The sequence below is a fragment of the Streptomyces sp. So13.3 genome (assembly GCF_005860785.2).
GTDB classification, from domain to species: Bacteria; Actinomycetota; Actinomycetes; order Streptomycetales; family Streptomycetaceae; genus Actinacidiphila; species Actinacidiphila fildesensis.
The window spans coordinates 8298303-8322346 of the sequence record NZ_CP048835.1; the positions used below are offsets into that span (position 1 = coordinate 8298303).

At 68.6% G+C, this 24044-nt stretch carries 21 protein-coding genes; 14 read left to right on the top strand and 7 right to left on the bottom strand.

Translation table 11 applies throughout. From position 1 onward, the window contains the following. Nucleotides 1-19 precede the first annotated feature (19 nt). Nucleotides 20-1411 (top strand): NAD(P)/FAD-dependent oxidoreductase, encoded by a 1392-nt coding sequence (locus C8250_RS37030; RefSeq protein ID WP_138356829.1) that lies wholly within the window; start codon nt 20-22, stop codon nt 1409-1411. A gap of 210 nt (nt 1412-1621) precedes the next feature. On the opposite strand, the gene C8250_RS37035 is transcribed toward C8250_RS37030, so the two are convergent. Beyond that, nucleotides 1622-2914, bottom strand: coding sequence for a cation:proton antiporter (locus C8250_RS37035; protein WP_138356828.1), 1293 nt, complete (start codon nt 2912-2914; stop codon nt 1622-1624). Nucleotides 2915-3373: 459 nt separating this feature from the next. Here C8250_RS37035 and C8250_RS37040 point away from each other — a divergent pair, with 459 nt between their 5' ends. Then, entirely contained in the window at nt 3374-4582 is a 1209-nt protein-coding gene (locus tag C8250_RS37040; RefSeq protein ID WP_138356827.1) for a cytochrome P450, read from the top strand. 171 nt (nt 4583-4753) lie between these two features. Here the strand turns inward: C8250_RS37040 and C8250_RS37045 are convergent, their stop codons facing one another. Both C8250_RS37045 and C8250_RS37050 read right to left on the bottom strand, forming a co-directional pair. Further along, nucleotides 4754-5773 carry a methyltransferase gene (locus C8250_RS37045; protein ID WP_187145136.1) on the bottom strand — a complete coding sequence of 340 codons (1020 nt, stop codon included), beginning with the start codon at nt 5771-5773 and terminating at the stop codon, nt 4754-4756. 50 nt (nt 5774-5823) lie between these two features. After that, a complete protein-coding gene (locus C8250_RS37050) occupies nt 5824-6834 on the bottom strand; it encodes a methyltransferase (RefSeq protein ID WP_138356825.1) in 1011 nt (336 codons plus the stop codon). 250 nt (nt 6835-7084) lie between these two features. On the opposite strand from C8250_RS37050, the gene C8250_RS37055 reads away from it, so the two are divergent. The 8 genes from C8250_RS37055 (at nt 7085) to C8250_RS37090 (ending at nt 14901) form a co-directional block, all read left to right on the top strand. After that, nucleotides 7085-8278 (top strand): cytochrome P450, encoded by a 1194-nt coding sequence (locus C8250_RS37055; protein WP_138356824.1) that lies wholly within the window; start codon nt 7085-7087, stop codon nt 8276-8278. Nucleotides 8279-8283: 5 nt separating this feature from the next. Next, nucleotides 8284-8544, top strand: a complete 261-nt coding sequence (locus tag C8250_RS37060; protein ID WP_244809609.1) for a ferredoxin — start codon at nt 8284-8286, stop codon at nt 8542-8544. 211 nt (nt 8545-8755) lie between these two features. Continuing rightward, nucleotides 8756-9859 carry a nucleotide disphospho-sugar-binding domain-containing protein gene (locus C8250_RS37065; protein ID WP_343240943.1) on the top strand — a complete coding sequence of 368 codons (1104 nt, stop codon included), beginning with the start codon at nt 8756-8758 and terminating at the stop codon, nt 9857-9859. 142 nt (nt 9860-10001) lie between these two features. Beyond that, entirely contained in the window at nt 10002-11354 is a 1353-nt protein-coding gene (locus tag C8250_RS37070) for an NAD(P)/FAD-dependent oxidoreductase (protein WP_138356822.1), read from the top strand. A 101-nt stretch (nt 11355-11455) separates the two neighbouring features. Continuing rightward, nucleotides 11456-12124 carry a TenA family transcriptional regulator gene (locus C8250_RS37075; protein WP_138356821.1) on the top strand — a complete coding sequence of 223 codons (669 nt, stop codon included), beginning with the start codon at nt 11456-11458 and terminating at the stop codon, nt 12122-12124. Between the two features lie 44 nt (nt 12125-12168). Then, nucleotides 12169-13380 (top strand): cytochrome P450, encoded by a 1212-nt coding sequence (locus C8250_RS37080; protein ID WP_187145137.1) that lies wholly within the window; start codon nt 12169-12171, stop codon nt 13378-13380. A gap of 18 nt (nt 13381-13398) precedes the next feature. Beyond that, nucleotides 13399-14100, top strand: coding sequence for an SDR family NAD(P)-dependent oxidoreductase (locus C8250_RS37085; protein WP_138356819.1), 702 nt, complete (start codon nt 13399-13401; stop codon nt 14098-14100). Between the two features lie 30 nt (nt 14101-14130). After that, nucleotides 14131-14901: an SDR family oxidoreductase gene (locus C8250_RS37090; RefSeq protein WP_138356818.1), complete on the top strand. Its 771-nt coding sequence runs from the start codon at nt 14131-14133 to the stop codon at nt 14899-14901. A gap of 76 nt (nt 14902-14977) precedes the next feature. Here the strand turns inward: C8250_RS37090 and C8250_RS37095 are convergent, their stop codons facing one another. From C8250_RS37095 to asnB, 4 genes are all read right to left on the bottom strand, one after another. After that, nucleotides 14978-15673 carry a class I SAM-dependent methyltransferase gene (locus C8250_RS37095; RefSeq protein ID WP_138356817.1) on the bottom strand — a complete coding sequence of 232 codons (696 nt, stop codon included), beginning with the start codon at nt 15671-15673 and terminating at the stop codon, nt 14978-14980. 17 nt (nt 15674-15690) lie between these two features. Further along, nucleotides 15691-16500: an ABC transporter permease gene (locus C8250_RS37100; protein WP_138356816.1), complete on the bottom strand. Its 810-nt coding sequence runs from the start codon at nt 16498-16500 to the stop codon at nt 15691-15693. A 25-nt stretch (nt 16501-16525) separates the two neighbouring features. After that, nucleotides 16526-17530 carry an ATP-binding cassette domain-containing protein gene (locus tag C8250_RS37105; protein ID WP_138356815.1) on the bottom strand — a complete coding sequence of 335 codons (1005 nt, stop codon included), beginning with the start codon at nt 17528-17530 and terminating at the stop codon, nt 16526-16528. Nucleotides 17531-17663: 133 nt separating this feature from the next. Next, a complete protein-coding gene (asnB, locus tag C8250_RS37110; RefSeq protein ID WP_138356814.1) occupies nt 17664-19520 on the bottom strand; it encodes an asparagine synthase (glutamine-hydrolyzing) in 1857 nt (618 codons plus the stop codon). Nucleotides 19521-19716: 196 nt separating this feature from the next. Between asnB and C8250_RS37115 the strand changes: the two genes are divergently transcribed. The 4 genes from C8250_RS37115 (at nt 19717) to C8250_RS37130 (ending at nt 24009) form a co-directional block, all read left to right on the top strand. After that, nucleotides 19717-20781 carry a methyltransferase gene (locus C8250_RS37115; RefSeq protein ID WP_138356813.1) on the top strand — a complete coding sequence of 355 codons (1065 nt, stop codon included), beginning with the start codon at nt 19717-19719 and terminating at the stop codon, nt 20779-20781. Between the two features lie 118 nt (nt 20782-20899). After that, nucleotides 20900-21652, top strand: coding sequence for an SDR family NAD(P)-dependent oxidoreductase (locus C8250_RS37120; protein ID WP_138356812.1), 753 nt, complete (start codon nt 20900-20902; stop codon nt 21650-21652). Between the two features lies 1 nt (nt 21653). Next, nucleotides 21654-22316, top strand: coding sequence for a TenA family transcriptional regulator (locus tag C8250_RS37125; RefSeq protein ID WP_138356811.1), 663 nt, complete (start codon nt 21654-21656; stop codon nt 22314-22316). A 193-nt stretch (nt 22317-22509) separates the two neighbouring features. Next, entirely contained in the window at nt 22510-24009 is a 1500-nt protein-coding gene (locus C8250_RS37130) for a right-handed parallel beta-helix repeat-containing protein (RefSeq protein WP_187145138.1), read from the top strand. The last annotated feature ends 35 nt before the right edge of the window (nt 24010-24044 follow it).

The following is a 24044-nucleotide window of genomic DNA, read 5'->3' on the forward strand; positions in this document are numbered from 1 at the left end:
TCGGAGGATGGAGATGTCCATGCGTGAGTCGACCCAGATCCTCGTAGTGGGAGGCGGACCCGCGGGAGCCACCGCGGCCGGCCTGTTGGCGAAGGAGGGATTCGAAGTCACGCTGCTGGAGCGGGAGCGCTTCCCGCGCTATCACATCGGCGAGTCGATCCTGCCGTCCTGCCGGCCGATCCTGGAGCTGCTCGGCGTATGGGACAAGGTGGAACGCCACGGCTTCCAGCCCAAGGGAGGCGCCTACTTCTTCTGGGGGGACGAGGAGTGGGAGGTCCGCTTCAGCGCCATGGGCGATGACAACCCCAGTGCCTGGCAGGTCGTCAGGTCCGAGTTCGACGAGATCCTCCTGGACCATGCCCGCGAGCTGGGCGTCGAGGTCGTCGAGGGCATCTCCGTCAAGGAGCTGGAATTCGACGGGGACCGTCCGGTGGCCGCGCTGTGGGCCGAGACCAAGGACGCCGCCAGTAAGGGCCGCATCGCCTTCGACTACATCGTCGACGCCTCCGGCCGCAACGGTGTCATCGCCACCAAGCACCTGAAGAACCGCAAGCTCCACGAGGTCTTCCGCAACGTCGCGGCCTGGACGTACTGGAAGGGCGCCAAGCCGCTGCCCAAGGGCCCCGCGGGCGCCATCGGGGTGGCCTCGACGGCCGAGGGCTGGTTCTGGGTGATCCCGCTGCACGACGGCACCACCAGCATCGGGCTGGTCACCGGCAGGGACAGGTTCAACGCGCAGCGCGCCGAACTGGGCAGCATCCAGGCCGTCTACGACCAGTCGGTCGAGCAGTCGGCCATCATTCAGGAGCTGATCGCCGGCGCGGAGCGGGTCGCCGACTTCAAGGTCGAGCAGGACTACTCCTACGCCGCGGAGTCCTTCGGCGGCCCCGGCTTCCTGCTCAGCGGCGACGCCGCCTGCTTCCTGGACCCGCTGCTGTCCACCGGCGTCCACCTCGCCACCTACAGCGCCATGCTGGCCGCCGCCTCCATCTCCAGCGTGCTGCGCGGAGAGGTGACGGAGGAGCAGGCCTGGGAGTTCTACGGGACGGTCTACCGCCACGCCTACGAGCGACTGCTGGTCCTGGTGTCCGTCTTCTACGAGAGCTACCGCGGCAAGGACTACCACTTCTACAACGCGCAGCGGCTCACCGAGCAGCAGCGCGACGGGCTCAACATCCAGGATGCCTTCGACCGGATCATCACCGGCATCGCCGACCTTGAGGACGCCCAGGACGTCTACGCCAAGGTGCAGCAGCACCTCACCGGCGCGGAGAGCGGCGACCCCATCCCGTTGAACAACCTCAACCGGGTGCACGAGCAGAAGGCGGCGCCGATGACCGAGGAGAGCGCAGTGAGGGGGCTGTATCTCTCCTTCTTCCCCAAGCTCGGTCTGCGGCGGGCCGGCGAGTGAGCGCGGTGTGGGCGGCGTCCTGACACTGGTTGTCCGTGAAGGACCCGGGAACGGCCCAGCGGCCGGGGGCGGGAGCCGAGGCTCCCGCCCACAGCCGTTCGCCGTGCACACTCGGCAGCACGGCACGGCACGGCACGGCACGGCACGGCACAGCACGGCAGCGGGCGGAAGGGGAGTTCCCCCTCCGCCCGCTGCCGTGTGGCCCGACTTCTAGGCCGAGTGCGCGACGCGCTCGGCTTCCCGCTCGGATTCCAGGTTCGGTTCCACCACCACCAGTGATGCCGGCAGGGTGTCGCGTTCGATCTGCTCGGTCGGGTAGATCAGCCGCAGGATCGGTCCTGCCATGAAGGTAGTGACCATGGCCATCACGACCATCAGCGAGTACAGCCCCTTGTCGAGGACGCCGAGCTGCACGCCCACGGTGAGGATGACCAGCTCCGTCAGCCCGCGGGTGTTCATCAAGGTGGCCAGTACGCCGGAGTGCCGGGTGGAGACGCCCTGCAGCTTCGCCCCGGTGAAGGCTCCGATGAACTTGCCGGAGATGGCCACCAGCAGGATCAGTCCGAGCTCGCCCAGATCGCGCGTGCTCAGGTGCGACAGGTCGACCTTCAGCCCGGCGGTGACGAAGAAGACCGGGAGCAGGAAGACCATGCCGACGTTCTCGAAGCTGTTCAACAGTCCTTCGCGGACGACCTGCGGGCCGCCGCGCGGCATGACGAGTCCGAAGAGGAAGGCGCCGAAGATGAAGTGCACGCCCATCCACTCGGTGGCCCAGCAGGACAGCATCAGCCCGATCAGCACCGGGGTCAGCACCTGCGGCGAGAGCCGGCCGGACGTCGAGTGCGTGGCGAACAGCCGCCGGAACAGTGGTCGGACCACGCCGATCATCAGGGCCAGATAGACCGGTGCGAGCAGGGTGTGCCACTGCCCGGTACCGCTGGCGATGGTGGTCACCACCGCCAGCAGCGACCAGGCCAGCAGGTCGTCGACGGCCGCGCAGGCCAGCGCCAGGCTGCCGACGGGTGTGCGCTGCATTCCGCGGTCCGTCAGGATCCGTGCGAGCACCGGAAAGGCGGTCACCGACATCGCCGCTCCGAAGAAGAGGACGAAACCGGCGGTGCTGTGGGCCGGGTGACGGTGGCTCAGGTGCAGTGCCAGTACCACCCCGAGGCCGAACGGCAGCAGGATCGAGCTGAGTGACACCGCGGCGGCGATCCGGCCGCGGCCGCGCACCAGGGAGTGTTCGAGCTCGAAGCCGATGACGAACATGAAGAGGATCAGCCCGAGGTTGGCCAGTGCCGAGAGGAACGGACCGACCGAGGCAGGGAAGAGGTGCCGGGCGACAGCGCCGTTGAAGAGCGTGGGGCCGAGCAGTATCCCGCCCAGGATCTCACCCAGCACGGGAGGTTGGCCGATGGCCTTCGCGCCGGCGCCCAACAGTCGGGCTAATAGCAGGATTACGGCGATTCCCAAGAACAGTGTGGCAGCCTGACTTCCTGTCATGGCGTCTACTCCTCGTATGTGGCGGACAGTGTCATGTCATGCCCCGCGGGGAGCGGGTGACCGGGACCCGTCGGGGCCCCGCCCGTCGGTCGGTACCGGGCTCCCACACCACTGGATGTCGCGTCACCTGACTGACATGCCTCCGATGAGTACCGGGCCTGCCTCAAGGACGCCTGGCAGACGAGTCAGGACCCGCCGCCACGGGGCCGCCGCGCCCGCCCGGGCGGCACCGGTCGACCGCAGCCCCATCGGAGTTCGAGCGGGAGCCGGGAACCTGTGCGCGGAAGCCTGGAGGAATGGAACCGTCCCACCGCCGATGGCCGGCCCCGAGCCGGCCGACGAACCGGTCCGGGGCGACATCGCCCTGCTGGAGTACCGACCGGTGCCAGGGTCTGTCCGGCTGGACAGGCCCTACCCGGCCCCGGTACGGACCCGACGACACAGCAAGAAGGTGTGTGGATGCCCATCCCGCTGCCCGACCCGATGAACCTGCCGGCCGAGCGACGCTGCCCGCTCGATCCGCCGGAAGAATACGCGCAGTTGCGTGCCGAACGGCCGCTGAGCCGTCTGCGGCTTCCGGGCGGGCGGATCGGCTGGCTCGTCACCCGCTACGAGGACGTGCGCGCGACGCTGGCGGACCAGCGCTTCAGCCCGCCCCTCATCCAGGTGACCCCCGCGACGGACCTGCCGCTGCCCGAGGAGGAGCTCCAGGTACCGCCCGGGGTGTTCTCCGCGATGGACCCTCCCGAGCAGAGCCGGTACCGCCGGCAGGTCAGCCGGTACTTCACCCGCAAGCGCACCCGTGAGATCACTCCCCGACTCACACAGATCATCAACGACCAGCTGACCGCCATGATCGACCACGGCCCGCCCGTCGATCTGGTCAGCTGGTTCTCCCAGCCCATCCCGACCCGCGTCATCACCGAGATGCTCGGCATCCCCGAGCCGCACCGGGCCGAGTACCAGCGCTGGATCCTGGCGATGCTCTCCCTGAAGACCGACGCCGACCAACTGCGCGAGGCCAGCGACGGCCTCTACGGAAGCCTGGGCGAACTCGTCCGTGCCAAGCGCACGGCGCCCGGGGACGACATCGTCAGCGACCTGCTGCACCACGGCACCAGTCCGCTCAACGACGACGAAGTCGTCGGCATCAGCGCGCTGCTGCTGATCGCCGGGCTGGAGACCACCGCCAACATGCTCGGCCTCGGCACGTTCGCCCTGCTGCAGAACCCTGACCAGGCCGCGAAACTGCGGGCCAACGAGGATCTGCTCGACACGGCTGTCGAGGAGCTGCTGCGATACCTGACCATCGTGCAGTTCGGCCTCACCCGCACGGCGCGTGAGGACACCGAGATCGCCGGGCAGCTGATCAGGGCCGGCGAGACCGTCGTCACCTCACTGGCCGCGGGCAACCGTGACCCCGGTGTGTACCCCGATCCGGACCAGCTGGACGTGAGCCGCCAGGGGGCGCCGCACATGGCGTTCGGCTTCGGTGTGCACCAGTGCCTCGGCGCCCATCTCGCGCGGGTGGAGATGAAGATTGCCTTCGAGGCCCTGCTGCGCAGACTGCCCGGGCTGCGGCTCGCGGTGCCGGCCGAGGAAGTGCCCACCGGTGTGGACAAGGTCTTCTACGGAGTCCACTCGCTCCCGGTGACCTGGGACACCTGATCCACCGCGGGAAGTGACAGCGCGAAACGAAGCCGGTCCCGGTCGAAAGCCGGGGCCGGCTTCTCGCTGCGCCACTGGGCCGCTCCGTCGCATCGGCTTCGCCAGGGCAGCGCCGAGCGGGCCCGGAGCTGCTTGCTCCGGGCCCGCCCGACCGACTGCCCTGCTGCGGATTCAGGAGGCGGTGGCCTCCAGCGCGTAGTAGAGCCAGGGGCAGGGAAGCGCGGTCGCGGTCGAGAGCTTCAGACCCGCGTCGGTGAACAGCTGGGCATACTCGCTCTGGCTGCGCTCCAGACCGGTGGTCATCACCAGCATCTCGATGTCGGAGATGGCACCGCCCAGCGCGTCGCCCGGGTCCTCGTCCTCGCCCTCGGAGAGCACTGAGGACAGCACGACCACCCGCCCGCCCGGTGCCATCGCCTTGCGGATGTTGGAGAGGATCTGGACGCTCTCCTCGTCGTTCCAGTCGTGGAGGATGTTCTTCAGCACGTACAGGTCGGCGCCCTCGGGAACCGAGTCGAAGAACGAGCCCACGACGACCTCGCAGCGGTCACCGACCCCGGCGTCCTCGATCACGGCAGCGGCCTCGACCACACCGTTGGCGGTGTCGAAGATGGTGCCCTGAAGGTGTGGATTGGCGGCCAGAATGGCGGTCAGGTGGGTGCCCTTGCCGCCACCGCAGTCCACGATGGTCTTGAACCGGCTGAAGTCGAAGTGCTCGACGATCGCCGGCACCTGGGCGTCGCTGCCTGCGGACATCGCGGCGTGGAAGGTGGCCGCGAGCTTGGGATTGGTCTTGATGTAGTCGAACAGCGGTGCGCCGTTGGCGATCTGGAACGCGTCCACACCGGTACGGATCGACTCCTCGAAAGCTCCCCAGGCCGCCCAGATCTCGGGCGCGGCGTGGTAGTCGGACAGCGGGCCGAAGAAGGCCGACAGCGGAGCGAGGTGGTAGCCCTCGCTGTCGACGGTGAGCAGCTTGGCCTTCGTGGCGGCGTACAGCAGGCGACGCAGGCTGCCGGCATGTGCGTCGGTGACCTCGACCAACTGTGCGGCGGTACGCGGCCCGTCGGCCAGGGCGTCGAGGACGCCGAGCGATGACACGGCGGCGCCTATCTGGTGCAGGGCGAAGCCGAAGGAAAGCGGAAGGTATTCCGCCGCGGTCGCCGGCTGTCCAGAGATCTGACTGCTCATTGCACTCCCCATGGTTCCTTAGTTCGGCCCGCCGCGCGGCGCGGCGGCGGTCAGTCCTTCCGGCACGACACCAGCGTGTCGTGGTCGGCCAGTGGCCGGTGGGTGATGGAGCTGAAGCCGGTGGCTCGGGCCTGTGCTCCCAGCTCGGCGACGGTGTACTCCCTGCCGCCTTCGGTGACCAGCAGCATGTTCAGGCTGGCCACCAGGTTCTCGGTGTCGTCCCGGCGTTCGCCGAGCATCCGGTCGTAGACCAGCACTGTGCCGCCGGGGCTCAGGGCCGTGTATGCCTTGGTCAGCAGCAGCCGGCGTTGGTCCGGGTCCCAGTCACTCAGGTTGTGGCCGAAGATGATCACGTCTGCCGGCGGCAGCGGATCTCTGAAGAAGTCTCCCGCGTGAAAGTGCGCCCGTTCCGTGAGGCCGAGTTCGGCCATGTGCTCGTCGAAGACCGGCTCCATCTGGGGCAGGTCGAAGACATGCCCGACCAGGTCGTCACGGGCGGCGAGCAGCTGCCCGGTCAGATGGCCCCGGCAGCCGCCGACGTCGAGGACGGTGCGGAACCTGGTGCCGTCCAGGGCGTCCAGAAGCTTGGCGCCGAACCCCTCGGTGAGGCCGTCCATCATCCGCGCGAAGCGGTCGACCGCCACCGGGTCCTGCAGCATTCCGGCGAAGTCGCCGTCGGCCTGCGGCTTGCCGGTGCGCAGTGCCTCTCCCAGCCGCCCGTAGACGTCGTACAGATTGATGTCCGCGCCGATCAGGAAGCCGGTGACGGCGCCCGGACGGCCGGCGACCAGATGGCGATCGGCGCCCTCGGCGTTGTGGTAGCGGCCGTCCACGTCCCGGCGCAGCAGGCCGCGGGCGGCCAGCAGGGCAAGGAACTCCGGCAGCCCGCGGCCGTGCAGGCGTAGGAGCGTGCGCAGTTCACCGGCGGTCGCCGGGTTCTGGGCGAGGACCGTGAACAGATCCAGACGGACGGCGGTGAGCAGGGCCTTGGCGTCGCAGAACGCGGTGCCGAGCCGGATGATCCCCGCTGCGGTCCCAGGGTCCGCTCCGGTCGATGTCATGGGCGGTTCTCCTTTCACCGGCGGCAATCTCGCAGCGGCGGACCGAGGATTGCTCGACTGGCGCTAGGGCCTGTCCGGCCGGACATGGGGCGGACATGAAGGGCACCTCATAGCTACCGCTGGGAGGTGGTCCCCGCCTCGGGCGGGTGCGGTGGGGCGGGTATCGACCGGGCTTCGAGCCGGTCACCAGACCGAGCGCCCAAGCTGTGCGCGATACAAGCGGTGAGTGTATTGAGAGGGCGGTTCCCGTATGAGTGAGTCGTGCCCCGTCGGCTACCCCATCCCCTGGGCCCCGACCCCGGACATCCCTGAGGAGTGGAAGGCACTGCGCGAGCGGTCGCTCGTGGAGATCACTCTGCCCAGCGGCGAACCCGCCGTGCTGGTCACCAGGTACAAGGACGTACGGCGGTTGTTCGCAGACGAGCGGCTGAGCCGCAACACGTTCGGCCGGGCGTCGAGGGTGTCCGCCAGCAACGACCTGTTCGGCGACCCGAATGTCGACAACGATCCACCGCGCTATCTGGAGGAGCGCTCCGTGGTGATGCGGGCGTTCAGCGCCCGCCGCATCGAGGCGCTGCGCGTGTTCGTCAAGAAGGTCGTCATCGACCTGCTGGACGAGATGGAGGCGGGACCGCAGCCCGCCGAGCTGATGGAGGCGTTCGCATATCCGCTCCCCATCCTGGTGATCTGCCAGATGCTGGGAGTGCCCGCGGAGGACCGCACGAAGTTCCGCCGACTGATCGACGGCTATCTGTCGGTGACCCGGCTGCCGGAGGACGAGGTCGAGGAGTGCCGCAAGCAGTACTGGGACTACCTCACCGAACTGATCGACTCCAAGCGGGCCCAGCCCGGTGACGACCTGATCAGCGAGCTGATCGAGATCAGCCGGGAGGACCCGGGCAAGCTGACCGACTACCAGCTGCAGAACTGGGTCAAGACCCTGCTGATCGCGGGCTATGTGACCACGGCCTCGCAGCTCGGTACCAGCATGGCCGTCCTGTTGCACCGCCCGGAGGTCGCCGACGATCTGAAGGCCGACCTGTCGCTGGTGCCGTCGGCGGTGGAGGAGCTGCTGCGCTACCAAATCATGGGCACCTCGCTGGGCACGCTGCGGTACGCGGTCGAGGACATCGAACTGTCCGACGGCGCCGTCGTCCCGAAGGGCTCCTCGGTCCTGCTCTCCCAGGAGTCCAACCACGACGAGGAGGTCTTCGAGGACCCGCTGACGCTGGACATCCGGCGCGAGGACAACCACCACCTGACCTTCGGTGCCGGCATCCACTTCTGCGCCGGCGCGGCACTGGCCCGCATGGAGCTGCAGGAGGCGACCGAGGGCCTGCTGCAGCGCTTCCCCGGACTGAAACTGGCCATCCCGGGTGACGAGTTGGTGCGTCCCGAGGGCGGCTTCCTCGCCGGGTACACCAACGTCCCTGTGACCTGGTGACGGCGGTGGGCAGCCTGAGAGTCTCCGCCAACCAGGACACGTGTGTGACGAGCAGCCTGTGCGTCTACCGGGTGCCCCAGGTGTTCGACCAGGACGAGGACGGCCTGGTACTCGTCGTGAACGCGGAGCCGCCGCAGGAGCTGCGTGAGGATTTGCTGCACGCCCAGCGGAGCTGTCCGACCCGGTCGATCCGGATCGAGGAACCGGCGGTCGGCGCCGGCGCCGACGGCGCCGACAGCGGTTCAGGGCAGGCCGCGACCGGTTGAGCACCGGGCAGAGTTCCGGCCGGGCCCCGCCGTTCCCCTCCTGGGAGCGGCGGGGCCCGGCCGTGTCCGCCGGGCCGCCGCACTCCGTACCCGGGGCCGGGGTGCGGCGAGCCCTCAAGCGGCAATGGAGGCAGCGGCAAGCGCCGCGTGCTGCCATGGCGGTATGCGTATCGTCTTCACTTCCTGGGCGTGGCCGTCACACCTCTACGCGATGGTGCCTCTCGCGTGGGCCTGCCGGGTCGCCGGTCATGATGTGCTGATGGCCAGTCAGCCGGCCCTCACATACGCCGTTCTGCGTACCGGCCTGCCCGCCGCACCGGTCGGGCAGAATGTGGACGCGGAGGCGGTCTTCCGGAACATCGTGCTGACGCCGCCTTCCGCGCAGCCGGGATCCGGCGGCGGTCCGCGCGTCCTCGACCTGCTGAGCAACCTGGCCCAGGCCATGGTCGACGACCTCGTCGAGCTCGGAAGGGAATGGCGCGCCGACCTGGTCGTCTTCGATCCCACGGCCTTCGCGGGGCCGCTGGCCGCCGCCAAGCTGGGCATCCCGGCCGTGCGCCATCTCTACGGCACCGATCTGATGAGCGTCGTCGGGCGGTTCGTGACCGGTGCGCTCGGTCCGCTGAGCGAGAAGCTCGGCCTGGACGGCGTGGACCCGTTCGGGGTGGGGACCGTGGACCCGTGCCCCGGGGGACTGCAGGTCCCCACCGCCTCGCGGCGCCTGCCGATGCGGTACATCCCGTACAACGGCCCGGGGCTGGCGCCGCCTCGGTTGCCCGAACGGTCGGGCCGGCCCCGTGTCTGCATCAGCTGGGGTACCACCATGGGCCGGCTGGATCCCGGGCTCTTCCTCGCCGGCGACGTGGCCCGGGCGATCGACGGCCTCGACGTGGATGTGGTGGTCGCGAGCACGCGCGGCCAGCGGGAGCTGCTCGGCACGCTGCCGGACGGCGTCGACGTGGTGGAGTCCGCACCATTGCACCTGCTGCTGCCCCAGTGCGACCTGATGGTCGCCCACGGCGGCGCGGGGACGCTGCTGACCGCCCTGTCCCAGGGTCTGCCTCAACTCCTCGTTCCCCGGCTGCCCGACCATGTGCGGCACTCGGGCCGGCTCGCCGAGGCGGGCGCCGGAGTCGTCCTCCCGGCGCCGGTGGACGGACCGGAGCCGATCCGCGAGCGGCTCGCCGAGTTGCTGGCCGGGCCCGGATACCGGGAGAGCGCCCAACGGCTGCAGGAGGAGATGCGCCGGCAGCCCGCACCGGCGCAGGTCGTCGGAGAGCTGGAGAGCATCGCTGCGGGCGCACCCGCGACGTGACGGTCGCGGCCGGCCGCCCCCCGACTCCGTGTCCAGGATTCTTCGACCGGCTCTCAGTGCCCCGGTGCGAGCCTCGCAGGACTTCCGGCCGGCCAGGGCCCAGGCCCTGTCCGGTCGATCACCCCTGGATGAGGAGTTCCTCATGTCGGCGCCCACCTCCACTCTGCATGTCGTCATCATCGGCGCGGGAACGGGCGGGCTGTGCCTGGCGCACGGCCTCAAGCGCGCCGGAGTCAGTGTCGCGGTCTACGAAAGGGACGCCACACGGGCCGACGGGCTGCAGGGATACCGGGTCGGGATCAACCCGGACGGCACCCGCGCCCTGCGCGACTGCCTGCCCCCCGATCTGTACGCCACGTTCCTGGCCACCTGCGCGCGGCCGCCGGAGTACGTGAACTTCCTGACCGAGGGGCGCAAGGAGGTCCTGTCGCTGGACGGCTTCAAGTCCGACGACGCGGTCGACAGCGAGAAGTCCGTGTCCCGGATGACGCTACGTCAGGTACTGCTGACCGGCCTGCAGGACATCGTCCACTTCGGGAAGACCTTCAAGCGCTACCGGACCAATGACGACGGTTCCGTCACGGCGTTCTTCGAGGACGGCAGCTCGGTGGACGGCACCGTGCTGGTGGCGGCGGACGGCAGCAACTCGCGGGTCCGGCGGCAGTACCTGCCGCACGCCCGGCTGGAGGACTGCGGGCCGATCGGCATCACCGGCAAGGTACCGGTCACCGATGAGACCGTGGCGCTGCTCACCCCGAAGATGCGGCGCGGCATCTCGATGATCTACGCACCCAAGGGCGTCTTCTGCATCTACCACGCGATGGAGTTCCCCTGGGACGCCGATGGCGCCCCCAAGGACGGCATCGGTTCCAGCGACGCCGAGCTCCTCGGGCAGTGGCCCGGGCTGACCTTCGACAATACCCGTGACTACATCAACTGGGGCTATGTCACCCGTGCCAAGCGGCTGCCGGACGACACCTTGAAGATGAAGGGCCCCGACCTGTACCGGCTGGTCAATGAGCGCACCACGGACTGGCACCCAGACCTGCGCAAGCTCTTCGAGCTCGCCGACCCCAACAGCTGCTTCCCGATCAAGATCCGTACCGCGGTCCCCATTCCGCAGTGGGAGACCACCCACGTCACGCTGATCGGCGACGCGATCCACACCATGACCCCCGGCCGGGGGGTCGGCGCCAACACGGCACTGCGCGACGCCCGGCTGCTGTGCCGGATGCTCGTCGCCGCCCACGAAGGGCGGGAACCGCTGCTGGCGGCCATCCGCGACTACGAGACGAAGATGATCGAGTACGGGTTCGACGCCGTCAAGGAGTCCCGTAAATCGGGCGGCGGCACCGGGCCCGACCAGCCGTTCGTCGGCCGGATCCTGCTGGCCGCGCTGCGTACCACGATGCGCGTCGTCAATCACCTGCCTGCCCTCAAGCGCCGACTGGCCGACTCCGACCGGTCCTACCGCGGGCACGGCCGGGAGGACTAGGACGGTTCGGCCGGTCAACCGTCCAGGACGCCACCAGGCTCATTCGAGCAGTGGTCGATACGGTCCCTCATCGGGAGAACACGGCGCGCGGGAGGGAACAGATGCTGTACGAGGAACTCGCCGAGATCTGCGGCCCGGTGCTGCGGAAAGTGCTGGACCATCCCTTCTGGGCCGGCCTGCGGGACGGCTCGCTGCCGGTCGGGTCACTGGCACGCTTCGTCGAGCAGGACGCCGGATTCCTGCTGCCGGCCTACGCCCGCGCGCTGGCCCGCTGCGCGGCCGTCGCGCCCGACGAGGCGGACACCTTTCTGTTCGGGCAGTCGGTCACCGGCACGCTGGACGCCAGGGACGAGTTGCGCTCGTCGTACCTGTCGCTGGCTGGCGAACTCGGCCTGCCGGAACTCGACGCCCGGCCGGCGATCCACGCGGCCACCCACGCGCACACCTCGTTCTTCACGGCTGCCAGCGCCTCTTCCTTCCATGCGGGCGTCGGCGCGCTGCTGCCCATGGTGTGGTTCAACGCCGAGGTGTCCGACAACCTCCTGCGGAACGCCGTACCCGGCACGCGCTACGTGCCCTGGATTCGCAGTTACCACCCCGGTGAGTCGTACCAGTACGCGGTGCAGGCCTTCCGCGACATGGCCGACCGGGTCGGCGAGAGCTCCTCGGCCGCCCAGCGCCGGGTGATCATCGACCAGTTCTCCCTCAGCATCCGGTACGAGTGGGCATTCGCCGAATGCTGCGCGGGACAGCCCTCGTGGCCGGTCTGAGACGAGCGGCCACCGCACCGGCGGGCCGACGAGAAAGGCGAGCAATGGCCACCAACGATCTCGACCTGATGGATCCCAAGGTGTTCAACAACGGGATCCCCTACGACTACTTCCGCCAACTGCGCCATTCCGAAGGGCTGCCGCTGGGCAAGGACACCGACGGCGAGCGGTTCTGGTACCTGACGCGCCATCGGGACGTGTCCGAGGTCTCCCGGGACACCAAGCGGTTCTCGTCCAGCCCGACCACCATGACCTCCATCCGCAAGGTGGACCCCAGCCCGCCGATCATCACCTTCCTGGACAGCCCCGACCACACCAGACTGCGCAAACTGACCTTCAAGGCGTTCGCCCCGGCACGACTCGCCGCTCTGGAGGGGCCGATCCGCCGCATCGTCGACTCGCTGCTCGCCGAGGTGGCCGAGAAGGGCGAGTTCGACCTGGCGGAGGACATCGCGCTGCGTCTCCCCTTCGAGGTCCTGCTCGAGCTGCTCGACATCCCGGCCGGCGACCGGGCCATGATGCTCGGCTGGGCCGGCCAGACGGTGAACCTGGGTGACGCGGAGTACGAGGCGGCCGCCGCCGAGGGCGGCCTGGACTCCTTCCAGAAGATCTACGAGTACCTGCTGGACTTCGCCCGTTACCGCGCCAAGAACCTCACCGACGACTGCTTCTCCGTCCTGCTGTCCGCCCGCTTCAACGGTGAGCGGCTGGGGCTCCCTGACCGGCTCACCCCGGACGAGGTCGGGCTGTTCGCCTCCACGCTGATCACGGCCGGCAGCGAGACCACATACTGCTCCGTCACGGGCGGCGTCCTCGCCCTGATGGAGAACCCCGACCAGCTGACCGCGTTACGGGGCGACCGCACCCTGATGCCCGGCGCCGCGAACGAGGTGCTGCGCTGGGTAACTCCGGTGACCCACTTCGCCCGCAGGGCCCTCGTCGACACCGAGATCGCCGGCCAGCCGATCGGCGCGGGCGAGCGGGTGGTGATGTGGTACACGTCGGCCAACCGGGACGAAGAGGTGTTCACGGACCCGGACCGGTTCGACATCGCCCGCACTCCCAACCCGCACCTCGCCTTCGGCGGCGGCGGTCCGCATGTGTGCATCGGCAACGCGCTGGCCACCATGGAGCTGCGCCAGTTCCTCGAAGGCATCGTCGACCTGCTGTCGCGGCTGGAGATCGCCGGTACGCCGGTGCGCCCCGAGACCAACTTCATGAACAGCATCAAGTACCTGCCCATGCGATTTCGCTGACCCGGGTGGATGTGACGAATGACCAGTGAGAACGCGGCGACCCCGCCGCGTACCGCCCTGATCACCGGAGCCAACCGCGGCATCGGCCGCGCGGTCGCCGCCGAGCTCCACCACCGGGAGCTCCAGGTTGTGGTGGCCGCGCGGCTGGCCGGCGAGGGCCGCGGCGCGGCTGCCGGGATCGGTCCCGGAGTGCGGTCGTGCGTACTGGATGTCACCGATCCGGACAGCGTGAAGCTGGCCGGATCGGAGGCCGGGCCCGTCGATGTGCTGGTGTGCAACGCCGGCGTACTGCTGGACGCCCGCACCGATCCGCTCTCCGTGCCGTTGGAACTCGTCGAACGGACCTTGCGGGTGAACCTGCTCGGCACCTGGCGCGTTCTGCAGGAGTTCGTTCCGCCCATGGTCCAGCGGGGATGGGGCCGGGTGGTGATCATCTCCAGCGGCACCACCGCAGACTTCGGGGGCCGGCTCTTCGCCGGTACTCCCGGCTACTCCCTTTCGAAGAGCGCGCTCAACGGGTTGACGACCATGCTGGCGGCCCAGACCGCCGGGACCGGTGTCCTGGTGAACGCCGTGAACCCGGGCCGGGTGCGCACCCGGATGATGCCGACCCAGGAGCAACTCCCTGAAGCTGCCGCCCGGTTCATCGCCGAGGTGGCGACCCTTCCGGACGACGGACCGACCGGGCACTTCCTCACCGAGAAACGCGGATCGGGCTGAGCCCGCGGCGTCCCAGGAACAGGAGATCCGATGCAATTCGACTTGACCGGCAAAACGGCCGTGGTCACCGGGGCCGGCAGCGGGATCGGGCTGGCGTCCGTCCAGGCACTCGCCTCGGCGGGCGCCCAGGTGCTCGGCGGTTCCCGGACCATCAGCCCGGAGCTGCTGGACGCCACGCCGCACGTGTTCGAGGTCGATCTGCTCACCGAGGCGGGACCGACGGCGCTGCTGGAACACGCGCTCGGCACATTCGGGGGCGTCGACATTCTCGTCAACAACGTCGGTGGCGGGGTGAAGCTGGCGACCGGGTTCCTCGACATCGAGGACGAGACCTGGCGCCACACCTTCGAGCTGAATGTCTTCAGCATGATCAGGACGACCAGAGCGGCGCTGCCCAGTCTGGTCGAGCGAAGGGGCGCGATCATCAATATCGGCTCGATGAACGCGAGCATGGCGGACCCGGCACTCGGCCACTATTCGGCTGCCAAGGCCGCACTGGCCAACATCAGCAAATCGCTCTCCCTGGAATTCAGTTCGCAGGGCGTCACCGTCAACACCATCTCCCCGGGACCGGTGCGGACGCGGCTGTGGACCAATCCGGAGATCGCGCGCCGGCTCGGGATCACGACCGAGGAGTTCCTGGAGACCGTCCCCAAGATGGCCGGTCTCTCCACCGGCAAGATGATCGAGCCCGATGAGATCGGGGCGCTGGTGCTGTTGCTGGCCTCCGGCAAGGTGCCGAGCATCACCGGCTCCGACTACTTCATCGACGGCGGCATGAGTCGGGCCGCCGTGCGCTGACCGGGTCACCCGCGAGCGGGAACAACAAGGAGTCGGCCCCAGCCATCAGGCTGGGGCCGACTCCTTGTTGTTTACGTCAGCCGGCGGTCGCGGTGAAGATGGCGACCGCACCGCGAATCGTCACACGGTACTCGGGGAAGTACTTCGCCAGCTGCCGTTCGAGGCCCGCCGGGTCGTCCCCCTGGTTCTGGAAGTTGCCGCGCCGGTGCTGCTCCAGCACCATTTTGCTGGTCAGCCTGTTCATCGGAACGCCCTCGGCGAGCACGGTGGTGCCGAACAGCACACCACCGGGCCGGAGGGTCTCCGCGACATGCTTGAGGATGATGCCCTTGGTGTCCCAGCCGCCGGGGATGGTGTGGAACACGAGGTTCATGGCGGCCGAGTCGAAGTGCCGGCTCGGCAGTGGCAGCGGTTCCATCAGATTGGCCTGGCAGATCGCCGGCCGGTAGCGGGCCAGTCGGCCCGCGGACATGTCAAGGCATTCGGAGTTGAGGTCGAGCAGGGTGAGTTCCGGCGTCTTGGTCGGGAACCGGCACTTGTCCACGAAGTAACCGGTGCCGGGGCCGATGTCCAGGTGACGGTTGCCGGCGGAGGAGTTGTAGAGCCGCCGCATGACTCCGGCCGGGCAGCGCCACACCACACGGCAGAACACCCCCAGCACCCATTTGTCGTAGATCCCCAGCCTGCTGCGGCTGTACACCTGTTGCGCATGAACGATCCGTGGGTCCAGCTCCGCGGACTCGGGAGCGGAGGCGGGAGTGTCGCTCGTCATATGGCTCTCCAGTGTTCTCAGCGGCGCCGGAAACGGGCGCTGCCCAGGGCAGCGAAGACAACCGTGATCCCGGCGGTCCAGATCAGCGAACGTGAGACGAAGTACCCGGCGTCATGACCGAGCAGAGCATGGGCGTGGCTGCCCAAGGTGAGCGCCCGCACCGCGTCGGCCATCACGGTGACCGGCTGGTTCTCGGCGAATGCCTGGAGCCATCCCGGCATGGTCCCGACCGGCACGTAGGCGCTCGATGCGAAGGTCACGATGAAGACGACCATCGACACGCCCTGTGCGGACTTGACGTTGCCGGTGAACAGCCCGACGGCGATGAAGACCCAGCTGAAGGCGACCCCGAACAGCAGGCACAGCGCGAACGCCGCCAACCCGCTCAGGACGGATGCGTGCAGCCGGAAGCCCACGGCGAAACCGACCCCTGTGGTGATCGCCAGGACGAACGCCAGGATCCCGGTGTCCGCCAGTACCCGGCCGGTCAGCACGGCCGAGGACGGAAAGGGCATCGACCGCAGCCGGTCGATGAAGCCGCCCTCGACGTCCTCGGCCATCCCGATGGCGGTGCCCAGCGTCTGGAAGAGCACACCGGCGGTGATGAAGCCCGGGACGGAGAAGTCGACGTAGTCCAGGCCCTGACTCGTGCCGATGGCGCCGCCGAAGATGTAGCGGAAGGTCAGCATGATCGACGTCATCTGCAGGACGCTCAGCACGATGAGTTCGGTCCTTCGCCAGAACGTCAGCGTGGTCCGTTTCGCCAGGAGCCCCGTACTCGTCAGCAGGCCGGCCCTGCTCTGTGATGTGGCGACCGCGGTCGTCATGGGCATTCCATCCTTCCGGATCCGGTCACACCGATTCGGCGGCGGACAGGGCGTGCTGCTTGTTGGCTCCGACCTCTTCCTCCGGCCGCTGATCGGTCAGCGCGAGGAACACCTCGTCGAGGCTGGGCTCGCGCACGCTGATGTCGGCGAGATCCACGGCCGTTCCCTCGATCGACCGCAGTCCCGCGATCAGCCACTGGGCCGTGTCGTCGTTGCCGGGTCCCGCGGCCACGCTGACGCACCGCGTCGCCTCGTCCACCTGCGGCTCGGCGCCGTTCTCGCGGGCCAGCGCGGCGGCGACCTTGGGCAGGTCCGCGCGGTCGTGCACATGGACCTCGAAGACCTTGCCACCGATCCTGCTCTTGAGCTCGGCAGGGGTCCCGGAGGCGACCGTGCGCCCCTCATCGATGATCACGATGTGGCTGGCAAGGCGATCGGCCTCGTCCAGGTACTGCGTGGTCAGCAGGACATCGGTGCCCTGTTCGAGGAGGGCGTCGATCGCGTCCCACAGATCGAGCCGGCTGCGCGGGTCCAGCCCGGTCGTCGGCTCGTCCAAGAGCAGCAGGCGCGGGGCGCTCACCAGGCTGGCGCCCAGGTCCAGTTTGCGCCGCATACCGCCGGAGTAGGTGCGCACCAGCCGGTCGGCGTCGTCGGTCAGGTCGAACAGCTCCAGGATGGCGGTGGCATTGGCGCGGGCCTGCTTGGCCCGCTGGCCGAACAGCCGGGCCACCAACTCCAGGTTCTCCCGGCCGGTCATGGCCTGGTCCACGGCGGCGAACTGGCCGGCGAGGCCGATCGCCCGGCGGACCGCTTCCGGCTCTCGCCGGGTGTCGTGGCCGACGACGCGCAGCTCACCCTCGTCCGGGTAGAGGAGGGTCGCCACCGCCCGCACGAAGGTCGTCTTCCCGGCCCCGTTGGGGCCCAGCACCGCCACCACCCTCCCGGACTCGACCTCCAGGTCGAGTCCGTTGAGGGCGGTCTTCTTTCCGAAACGCTTGACCAGTCCCCGAGCTTCAATCGTCAGCGCCACAAGATTTCACCTCGTTTGCTTCGCATCCGTGTGAGGGCATGGCCTCCGGCCCATGGTGTAAAACGGCACCGGAGTGCCACTGGAGCGGGACTTGATCGGCGGCACGGCGGCACGACACGCGATCGGCTGTCCGTCAGACCACCAGTTCCACGTTGTAGTGCGACAGCCAGGAGTTGAACTGCAGCGCCGTCTCGATGTGCATCCGGCTCGGCCAGTCATTGGCGGCGCCCGGGTTGCGCAACGTGTGTTCCACCGCCTTGTTGTCCAGGTACGGCAGGATCGGTGAGTTCGGATCGCTGATCAGCGCGGTCAGTTCCTCGTGCAGCATCGCCGTGTAGGCGGGATCCTGGGTGACCGGCCACGGGCTCTTCTTGCGCTCCAGCACGGACGCCGGCAGCAGATCGCGCACGGCTGCCCGGAGGATGGACTTCTCCCGGCCGTCGAAGGTCTTGAAGCTCCACGGAGTGTTGTACAGGTACTCGACGAGCCGGTGGTCGCAGTAGGGCACCCGCAGTTCGAGGCCGTGGGCCATGGAGAGCCGGTCGCTGCGGTCCAGCAGCATCGGCATCCACCGGGTGAGCGTGAGATAGCCGATCTCCCGCATCCGGTACTCCTCGGGGCTCTCGCCCTCCTGGTGCGGCGCCTCCGCGGCGGCCTCGTGGAAGGAGTCCGTGTAGTAGCGGCGCATGTCCAGCTTCTGCAGCAGCCCGTCGTCGAAGAGCCCCCGGCCCTGTCCCTTCATGGAGCTCGGCTGCAGCGCCTCATGCGCCACCCAGGGGAAGGCGTCGGCGCCCACGGTCTCCGGATTGAACATCCAGTTGTATCCGCCGAATATCTCGTCCGCGACCTCGCCGACCAGCGCCACCGTGGAGTGCGTCCTGATCTCGCGTGAAGTGAGGTAGTTCGAGGTGTCCATGTCGCCGAGCGTCGAGGGCGCGTCCTGCGCGAGCAGCGCCATCAGACGGGTCTTCGGGTCCATCAGGTCGTGGCTGCTCAGCCGGATGTTGACGTGGTCGGAGGAGAGGTGCTCCGCGACCTCGATCGCGAAGGGCTCGTCCGGCGAGAAGCGGACGTCGTCCGCCTGGAACTTCTCGGCGTAGTCGTCGAATGTGGTCACGAAGGTGCGCAGCCGCGCGCCGTCCAGCTTCCAGCGCCACTGGGCGGCGATCGCGGTGAGCGAGCTGGAGTCCAGGCCGCCGGAGAGCGCGGTGCACAGCGGCACGTCGGCCACCAGCTCGCGCAGCACGATGTCCTCCAGCAGCGAGCGGACGTTGGTGATGGTCTCCTGCAGGGTGTCGGTGTGCGGCCGGGCCTCGAGCTCCCAGTAGGTACGGTCGACGACGCCCGCGCTGCCGATGGTCAGGGTGTGGCCGGGCAGCAGCTCGCGCATGTCGCGGAAGACCGCCTGCCCGGGCTTCTTGGCGACGGCGAACATCTCCCGCAGGCCGTCGGCGTCGACGACCGGGCGGATCAGCGGGTTGGCCAGCAGGGATTTCGGCTCGGAGCCGAACAGGACGCCTTCGGGCAGCCGGTGGTAGAAGAGCGGTTTGACGCCGAACCGGTCGCGGACCAGGAGCAGTTCCTCGCGGCGCAGGTCCCAGATGGCGAAGGCGAAGATCCCCTCCAGCCGCTTGGCGCAGTCCGGGCCCCACTCCAGGTAGGAGCGGAGCACCACCTCGGTGTCGCTGCGGGTGCGGAACTGGTGGCCGCGCCCCTGCAACTCGGTACGCAGCTGCTTGTAGTTGTAGACCTCACCGTTGTAGACGATGACGGCGACGGGGCGCCCGTCCTCCTCCACCGTGAGCGGCTGCACGCCGTCGGCCAGATCGATGATCGCGGTACGGGTGTGCCCGAGCGCGGCGTGCCTGCTGACCCACAGCCCCTGGTCGTCCACACCTCGCTTGGCGACCGCGTCGGTCATCGCTTGCAGCACCGACCGCTTCTGCGACAGGTCCTGCCCGAAGTCCACCCAGCCGGCGATGCCGCACATCTGTGTCTCCCTCAGTTGTGTTCTGAAAGCCGTCTGTCTTCCAAAAGTCGTCGGCAGCATGCGGGTGCCGGTTCGAAGGGACCTTGACGCCTGCTAGATCCCGCCGTTCCACCAGGCCTCCACCGTGGTTCAAGTGAGGTTCGAGGCGGTGCCCCGAACCTGTGCGGACGTTGATCCGGACGAGAGGTGGACGTCGATGACCGCGCAGGACAGCGCTTCCGGGGCCCAGGGCACAGCCGGATGGTTCGACGCGAGCCTCCCCCCACAGCAGCAGGTGCTCGGATTCCTCTACGCCAAGTGGGTCATCGGGGCGCTGCGGGCGCTGGTGGAGCTGAAAGTGCCCGACGCGCTGGCCGACGGACCGCGGACCGTCGCGCAGATCAGCGAGACGACGGGCACGGATGCCGACGCCCTCTACCGGGTGCTGCGTGCGGTCGCCGCGGCCGGCGTGTTGGAGGAGCGGACCGACGGCAGCTTCGTACTGACGCCCGTCTCGGCGGGTCTGGTTTCGGACGCCACCGACGGCATCCGGGACATGTTCCTGTTCGCCTCCGACCCCACCCTCTGGCGGCCGTACGAGAATGTGGCGCACAGCGTCCGCACCGGCGAAGCGGCCTTCAACAACGTCTTCGGGATGTCGTACTACGAGTACACCAAGGCCAATCCGGCCAGCGGCGCGGTGCTGGACCGGGCGATGAAGCAGAACCACTATCCCGGTACCGACCGGATCTTCGCCGAATTCGACTTCGGGCGCTTTCCCCGGATCGCGGATGTCGGCGGCGGCAGGGGCCAGTTCCTGGCCGAGGTGCTGCGCCGCCACGCCGGAGTCACCGGCGTACTGGCCGACCAGGCCCACACGGTCGCCGACGCCAAGGAGACCTTCGCGGACGACGGGCTGGCGGACCGGGTCGAGATCGTCCCGACCGACTTCTTCGTCGAGGTGCCCGCCGGCTGCGACGCATACTTCATCAAGCACACGCTGCACAACTGGGCCGACGACAAGGCCGAGCTGATCCTGCGCCGGATCAGGGAGGCCATCGGCGGCAACGGCGAGGCGCGGCTGCTCATCGTGGAGAACCTGCTGCGCGGTCCCGGCGAGTGGGACATCGGCAAGCTGATCGACGTCGAGTCCCTCGCCGTGCTGGGCGGCCGTGAGCGCAGTCGCGAGGAATGGAACCACCTCACCGCCGCAGCCGGTTTCGCGCCGGCCAACGAGCCGGTCCCGGGTGACATCGCCCTGCTGGAGTACCGGCCGGTCTAGGAGCGCGCGCCGGGAATCCGTGCCAGGCTCCAGTACGGGGAGCCCGTGGCGCCGGACCGGCAGGGGCGGCGGGCGGGACCGTACGGCGGAGTTGTGGTAACGGCCTCAGGAGTTCGAGATGGATCTGGGTTTGACGGACAAGCGGGTGCTGGTCACCGGCGCCACGCGGGGCATCGGCCGGGCCACTGCCCGGGTGTTCGCCGCGGAGGGCGCACGGGTCGCGGTCACCTACCACAGCAACGAGGTGGCGGCGAAGGAGCTCGTCCAGGAACTCGGCGGAGCGGACCGGGCCTGCGCGGTCCCCTACGACCTCGCGGTACCCGAGTCGATCGAGCAGGCTGTGCGCTCGATCGAGGACCGGTGGGGCGGCGTCGACGTGGTGGTGGCCAACGCCCAGACCTGGGAGTGGATCAACCCCCAGGAGATGCCCCAGTACCAGGACTTCCCGATGGACTTCTGGCTGTCCAAGTACCGGGAGAACGTCGAAGGCCATCTGTGGACGGTGCGTCAGGCCCTGGGCGGGATGCGGGAACGCGGCTGGGGCCGGGTCGTCCTGCTGTCCTCGGTCACCGCGACCCACGGAAACCCCGGTTCTGAGATCTACAGCGCGGCCAAGGCGGCCCTGCACGGATTTGTCCGCGGACTCATGTGGACCGGCGACGGCGTGCTGGCGAATGTGGTGGCGCCCGGCGGCACCCTGACCGAGAGCCTGGAGGCGGTGGACCCGGCGCTGCTGGAGGTCGCCGTACGGGAGACGCCCAGCGGCCGTCTGAGCACCGCGGACGATGTGGCCCGGCTCATCGTCTTCCTGTCGTCCGAGGCGAACGGCAATGTCAACGGGCAGGTCATCCATCCCGCCGGCGGGCGCTGAGATGCTGCGGGACGAGCTGTCGGCGATCGCGAAACCGGTGCTGGCCGCAGTGTTGGAGCATCCCTTCTGGGACGGTCTGCGCAAGGGCACGCTGCCTGCGGACTCGCTGTGGTACTTCGCGGAGCAGGACGCGCGCTATGCCGTGCCGGCCTATGCGCGGGCGCTGGCCCGCACGGCCGCGATCGCCGACCAGGACGCGCACAGCGCCCTGATGAGCGGAGCGGCGAGCGTCACCCTGGACGCGGTCGGCAGGATGGACGGCGAACTGGCCGCCCTGGCGGCGGAGCTCGGCAGGACGGTGCGGACCGTGGCGGTGAGTCCCGCGACCCATGCACACACCTGCTTCATGCTGGCGGCCCCGGCGGTCTCGTTCGGCGCCGCGTTCGGCGGGCTGCTGCCCATGACCTGGTTCCACCAGGCCGTCTCGCGCGATCTGCGGGAACGGTGCGTGCCCGGGTCGCGGTACGAGGCGTGGATCGATCAGTACTGCCCGGAAAGCGGTTTCCACGACTACGTGGAAGCCTATCTGAGCATGATCGATGAATTCGGCGAGCAGTGCTCGCCCACCGACCGTGCCACGCTGGCCGAACACTTCCTGTTCGGCGCACGGCATGAACTGGCTTTCGCCGATTCTGCTTTCCGGCTGCAAGCCTGGAGCGTCTGACCTTCCGCCCGGTTCACGCAATTCTTGAGCAAGGGTTGACCACGCCGTCGCAGACTCGCCGAGACAACGATTTTCGGCCAAAGTTACCGCGAGGAGCAACGGCATGGTTATCACCTGGCGCTCGAACAGAGCGCGTCGCGGGGGTCAGGACAGAAGACCGGCCCGGAGAGTACTCGCTCTCGTTCTCGGCCTGATGGCCGGAATGACCCTCGGTGTGTCAGGCACCTCGGCCGCCGCCGATTCACAGGGCGGCCAGCGGTACTACCTCGACTGCGCGGCCGGGAACGACGCGGCGGCCGGTACGGCGCAGGGGTCGGCATGGCGGACTCTGGACCACGTCAACGCGCTGGTCTTCCACCCTGGTGATTCCATTCTGCTACGCAGCGGCACCACCTGCCAAGGCACCTTTTCGCCAAAGGGTTCCGGTACCGAGGACCGGCCGATCGTCGCCGGTTCCTACGGTTCGGGAGCGCGTCCGGTCATCGTCGCCGACGGCGCCCGCGCGGTGGTCTTCCTGCACAACGTGCAGTACTGGGAGCTCCGGAACCTCGACATCTCCGACCGGGCAGCCGGCAACGGTACCTCGCGCACCGGGATCTACGTGCTGCTGGAGGATTACGGCACCGGCCATCACTACGTGATCGACGGCGTGAACGTCCATCACGTGGTGGGCATCGACGCCACGGGGCCGGCGAACGAGGACAGTGCGGGCATCCTGTTCAAGGCCACCGGATCCACCGTGGCCACCGGGTTCGACGGGATCCAGGTCACGGGAAACACCGTCTCCGGCGTCGACGGCTACGGAATAGCGACATCGTCCCAATGGTCGCTCCGCCCGCTGCTCACCTCCGGAACGAACACCTTCGTGCCGATCTCCCATGTGCGGATCGCCGGAAACCGGCTGTCCGATCTCGGCGGTGACGGGATCGTCGTACAGAACGGCATCGACCCGCTGGTCGAAGGCAATGTGATCGACGGATTCGGGAAGCGCGCCACGGCCTTCCACGCCGGAATCTGGTCGTGGAACTCCGACCGTCCGGTGATGCAGTACAACGACGTGTCGCACGGCTCCTCCTCTCCGCCTGCCTTCGCCTTCGACGTCGACATCGCGGCTGCCGGTGTTCTCTACCAGTACAACTACAGCCACGAAAATGCCGGGTTCATGCTGCTGTGCACGAATCCGGGCGAGAAGAGCGCCGGGGCGACCATCCGCTACAACGTCAGCGAGAACGACCGGGGCGCACTGTTCGGTACCACCGAACTCCCGCTGGTCACCAATGGCTGCGGCAGCGTGCAGCCGGATGTCCGCTTCTACAACAATGTGATCCACACCAAGTACGCGAGTGGGCTGATCGGGAACTTCGGGGAGACGGCTGTCGCGTACAGCAACAACATCTTCTCCGGAAAGCCGGGCGGTTCGACGATCGGCGACCCGATGGCGTCCTTCGACCACAACCTGTACTTCAACGTCACCTCCGCACCGACGGTCGACGCACACGCCGTCGCCGCGGACCCGGCGTTCGTCCGGCCCGGCGCCGGCCCCCTGGGGTACCTGCTGAAGTGCGGATCGCCCGCCATCGGTGCGGGTGTCCTCATCGCCGGTGACACCGGACACGACTTCCTGGGATTCCCGGTGCCGCACGACGCGCCGCCGAACATCGGGCCGCACCAGTCACCCTGCGTCCACGTCTAGGACACGGCGCAGGGCCGTCAACCGCGGCTCGACCG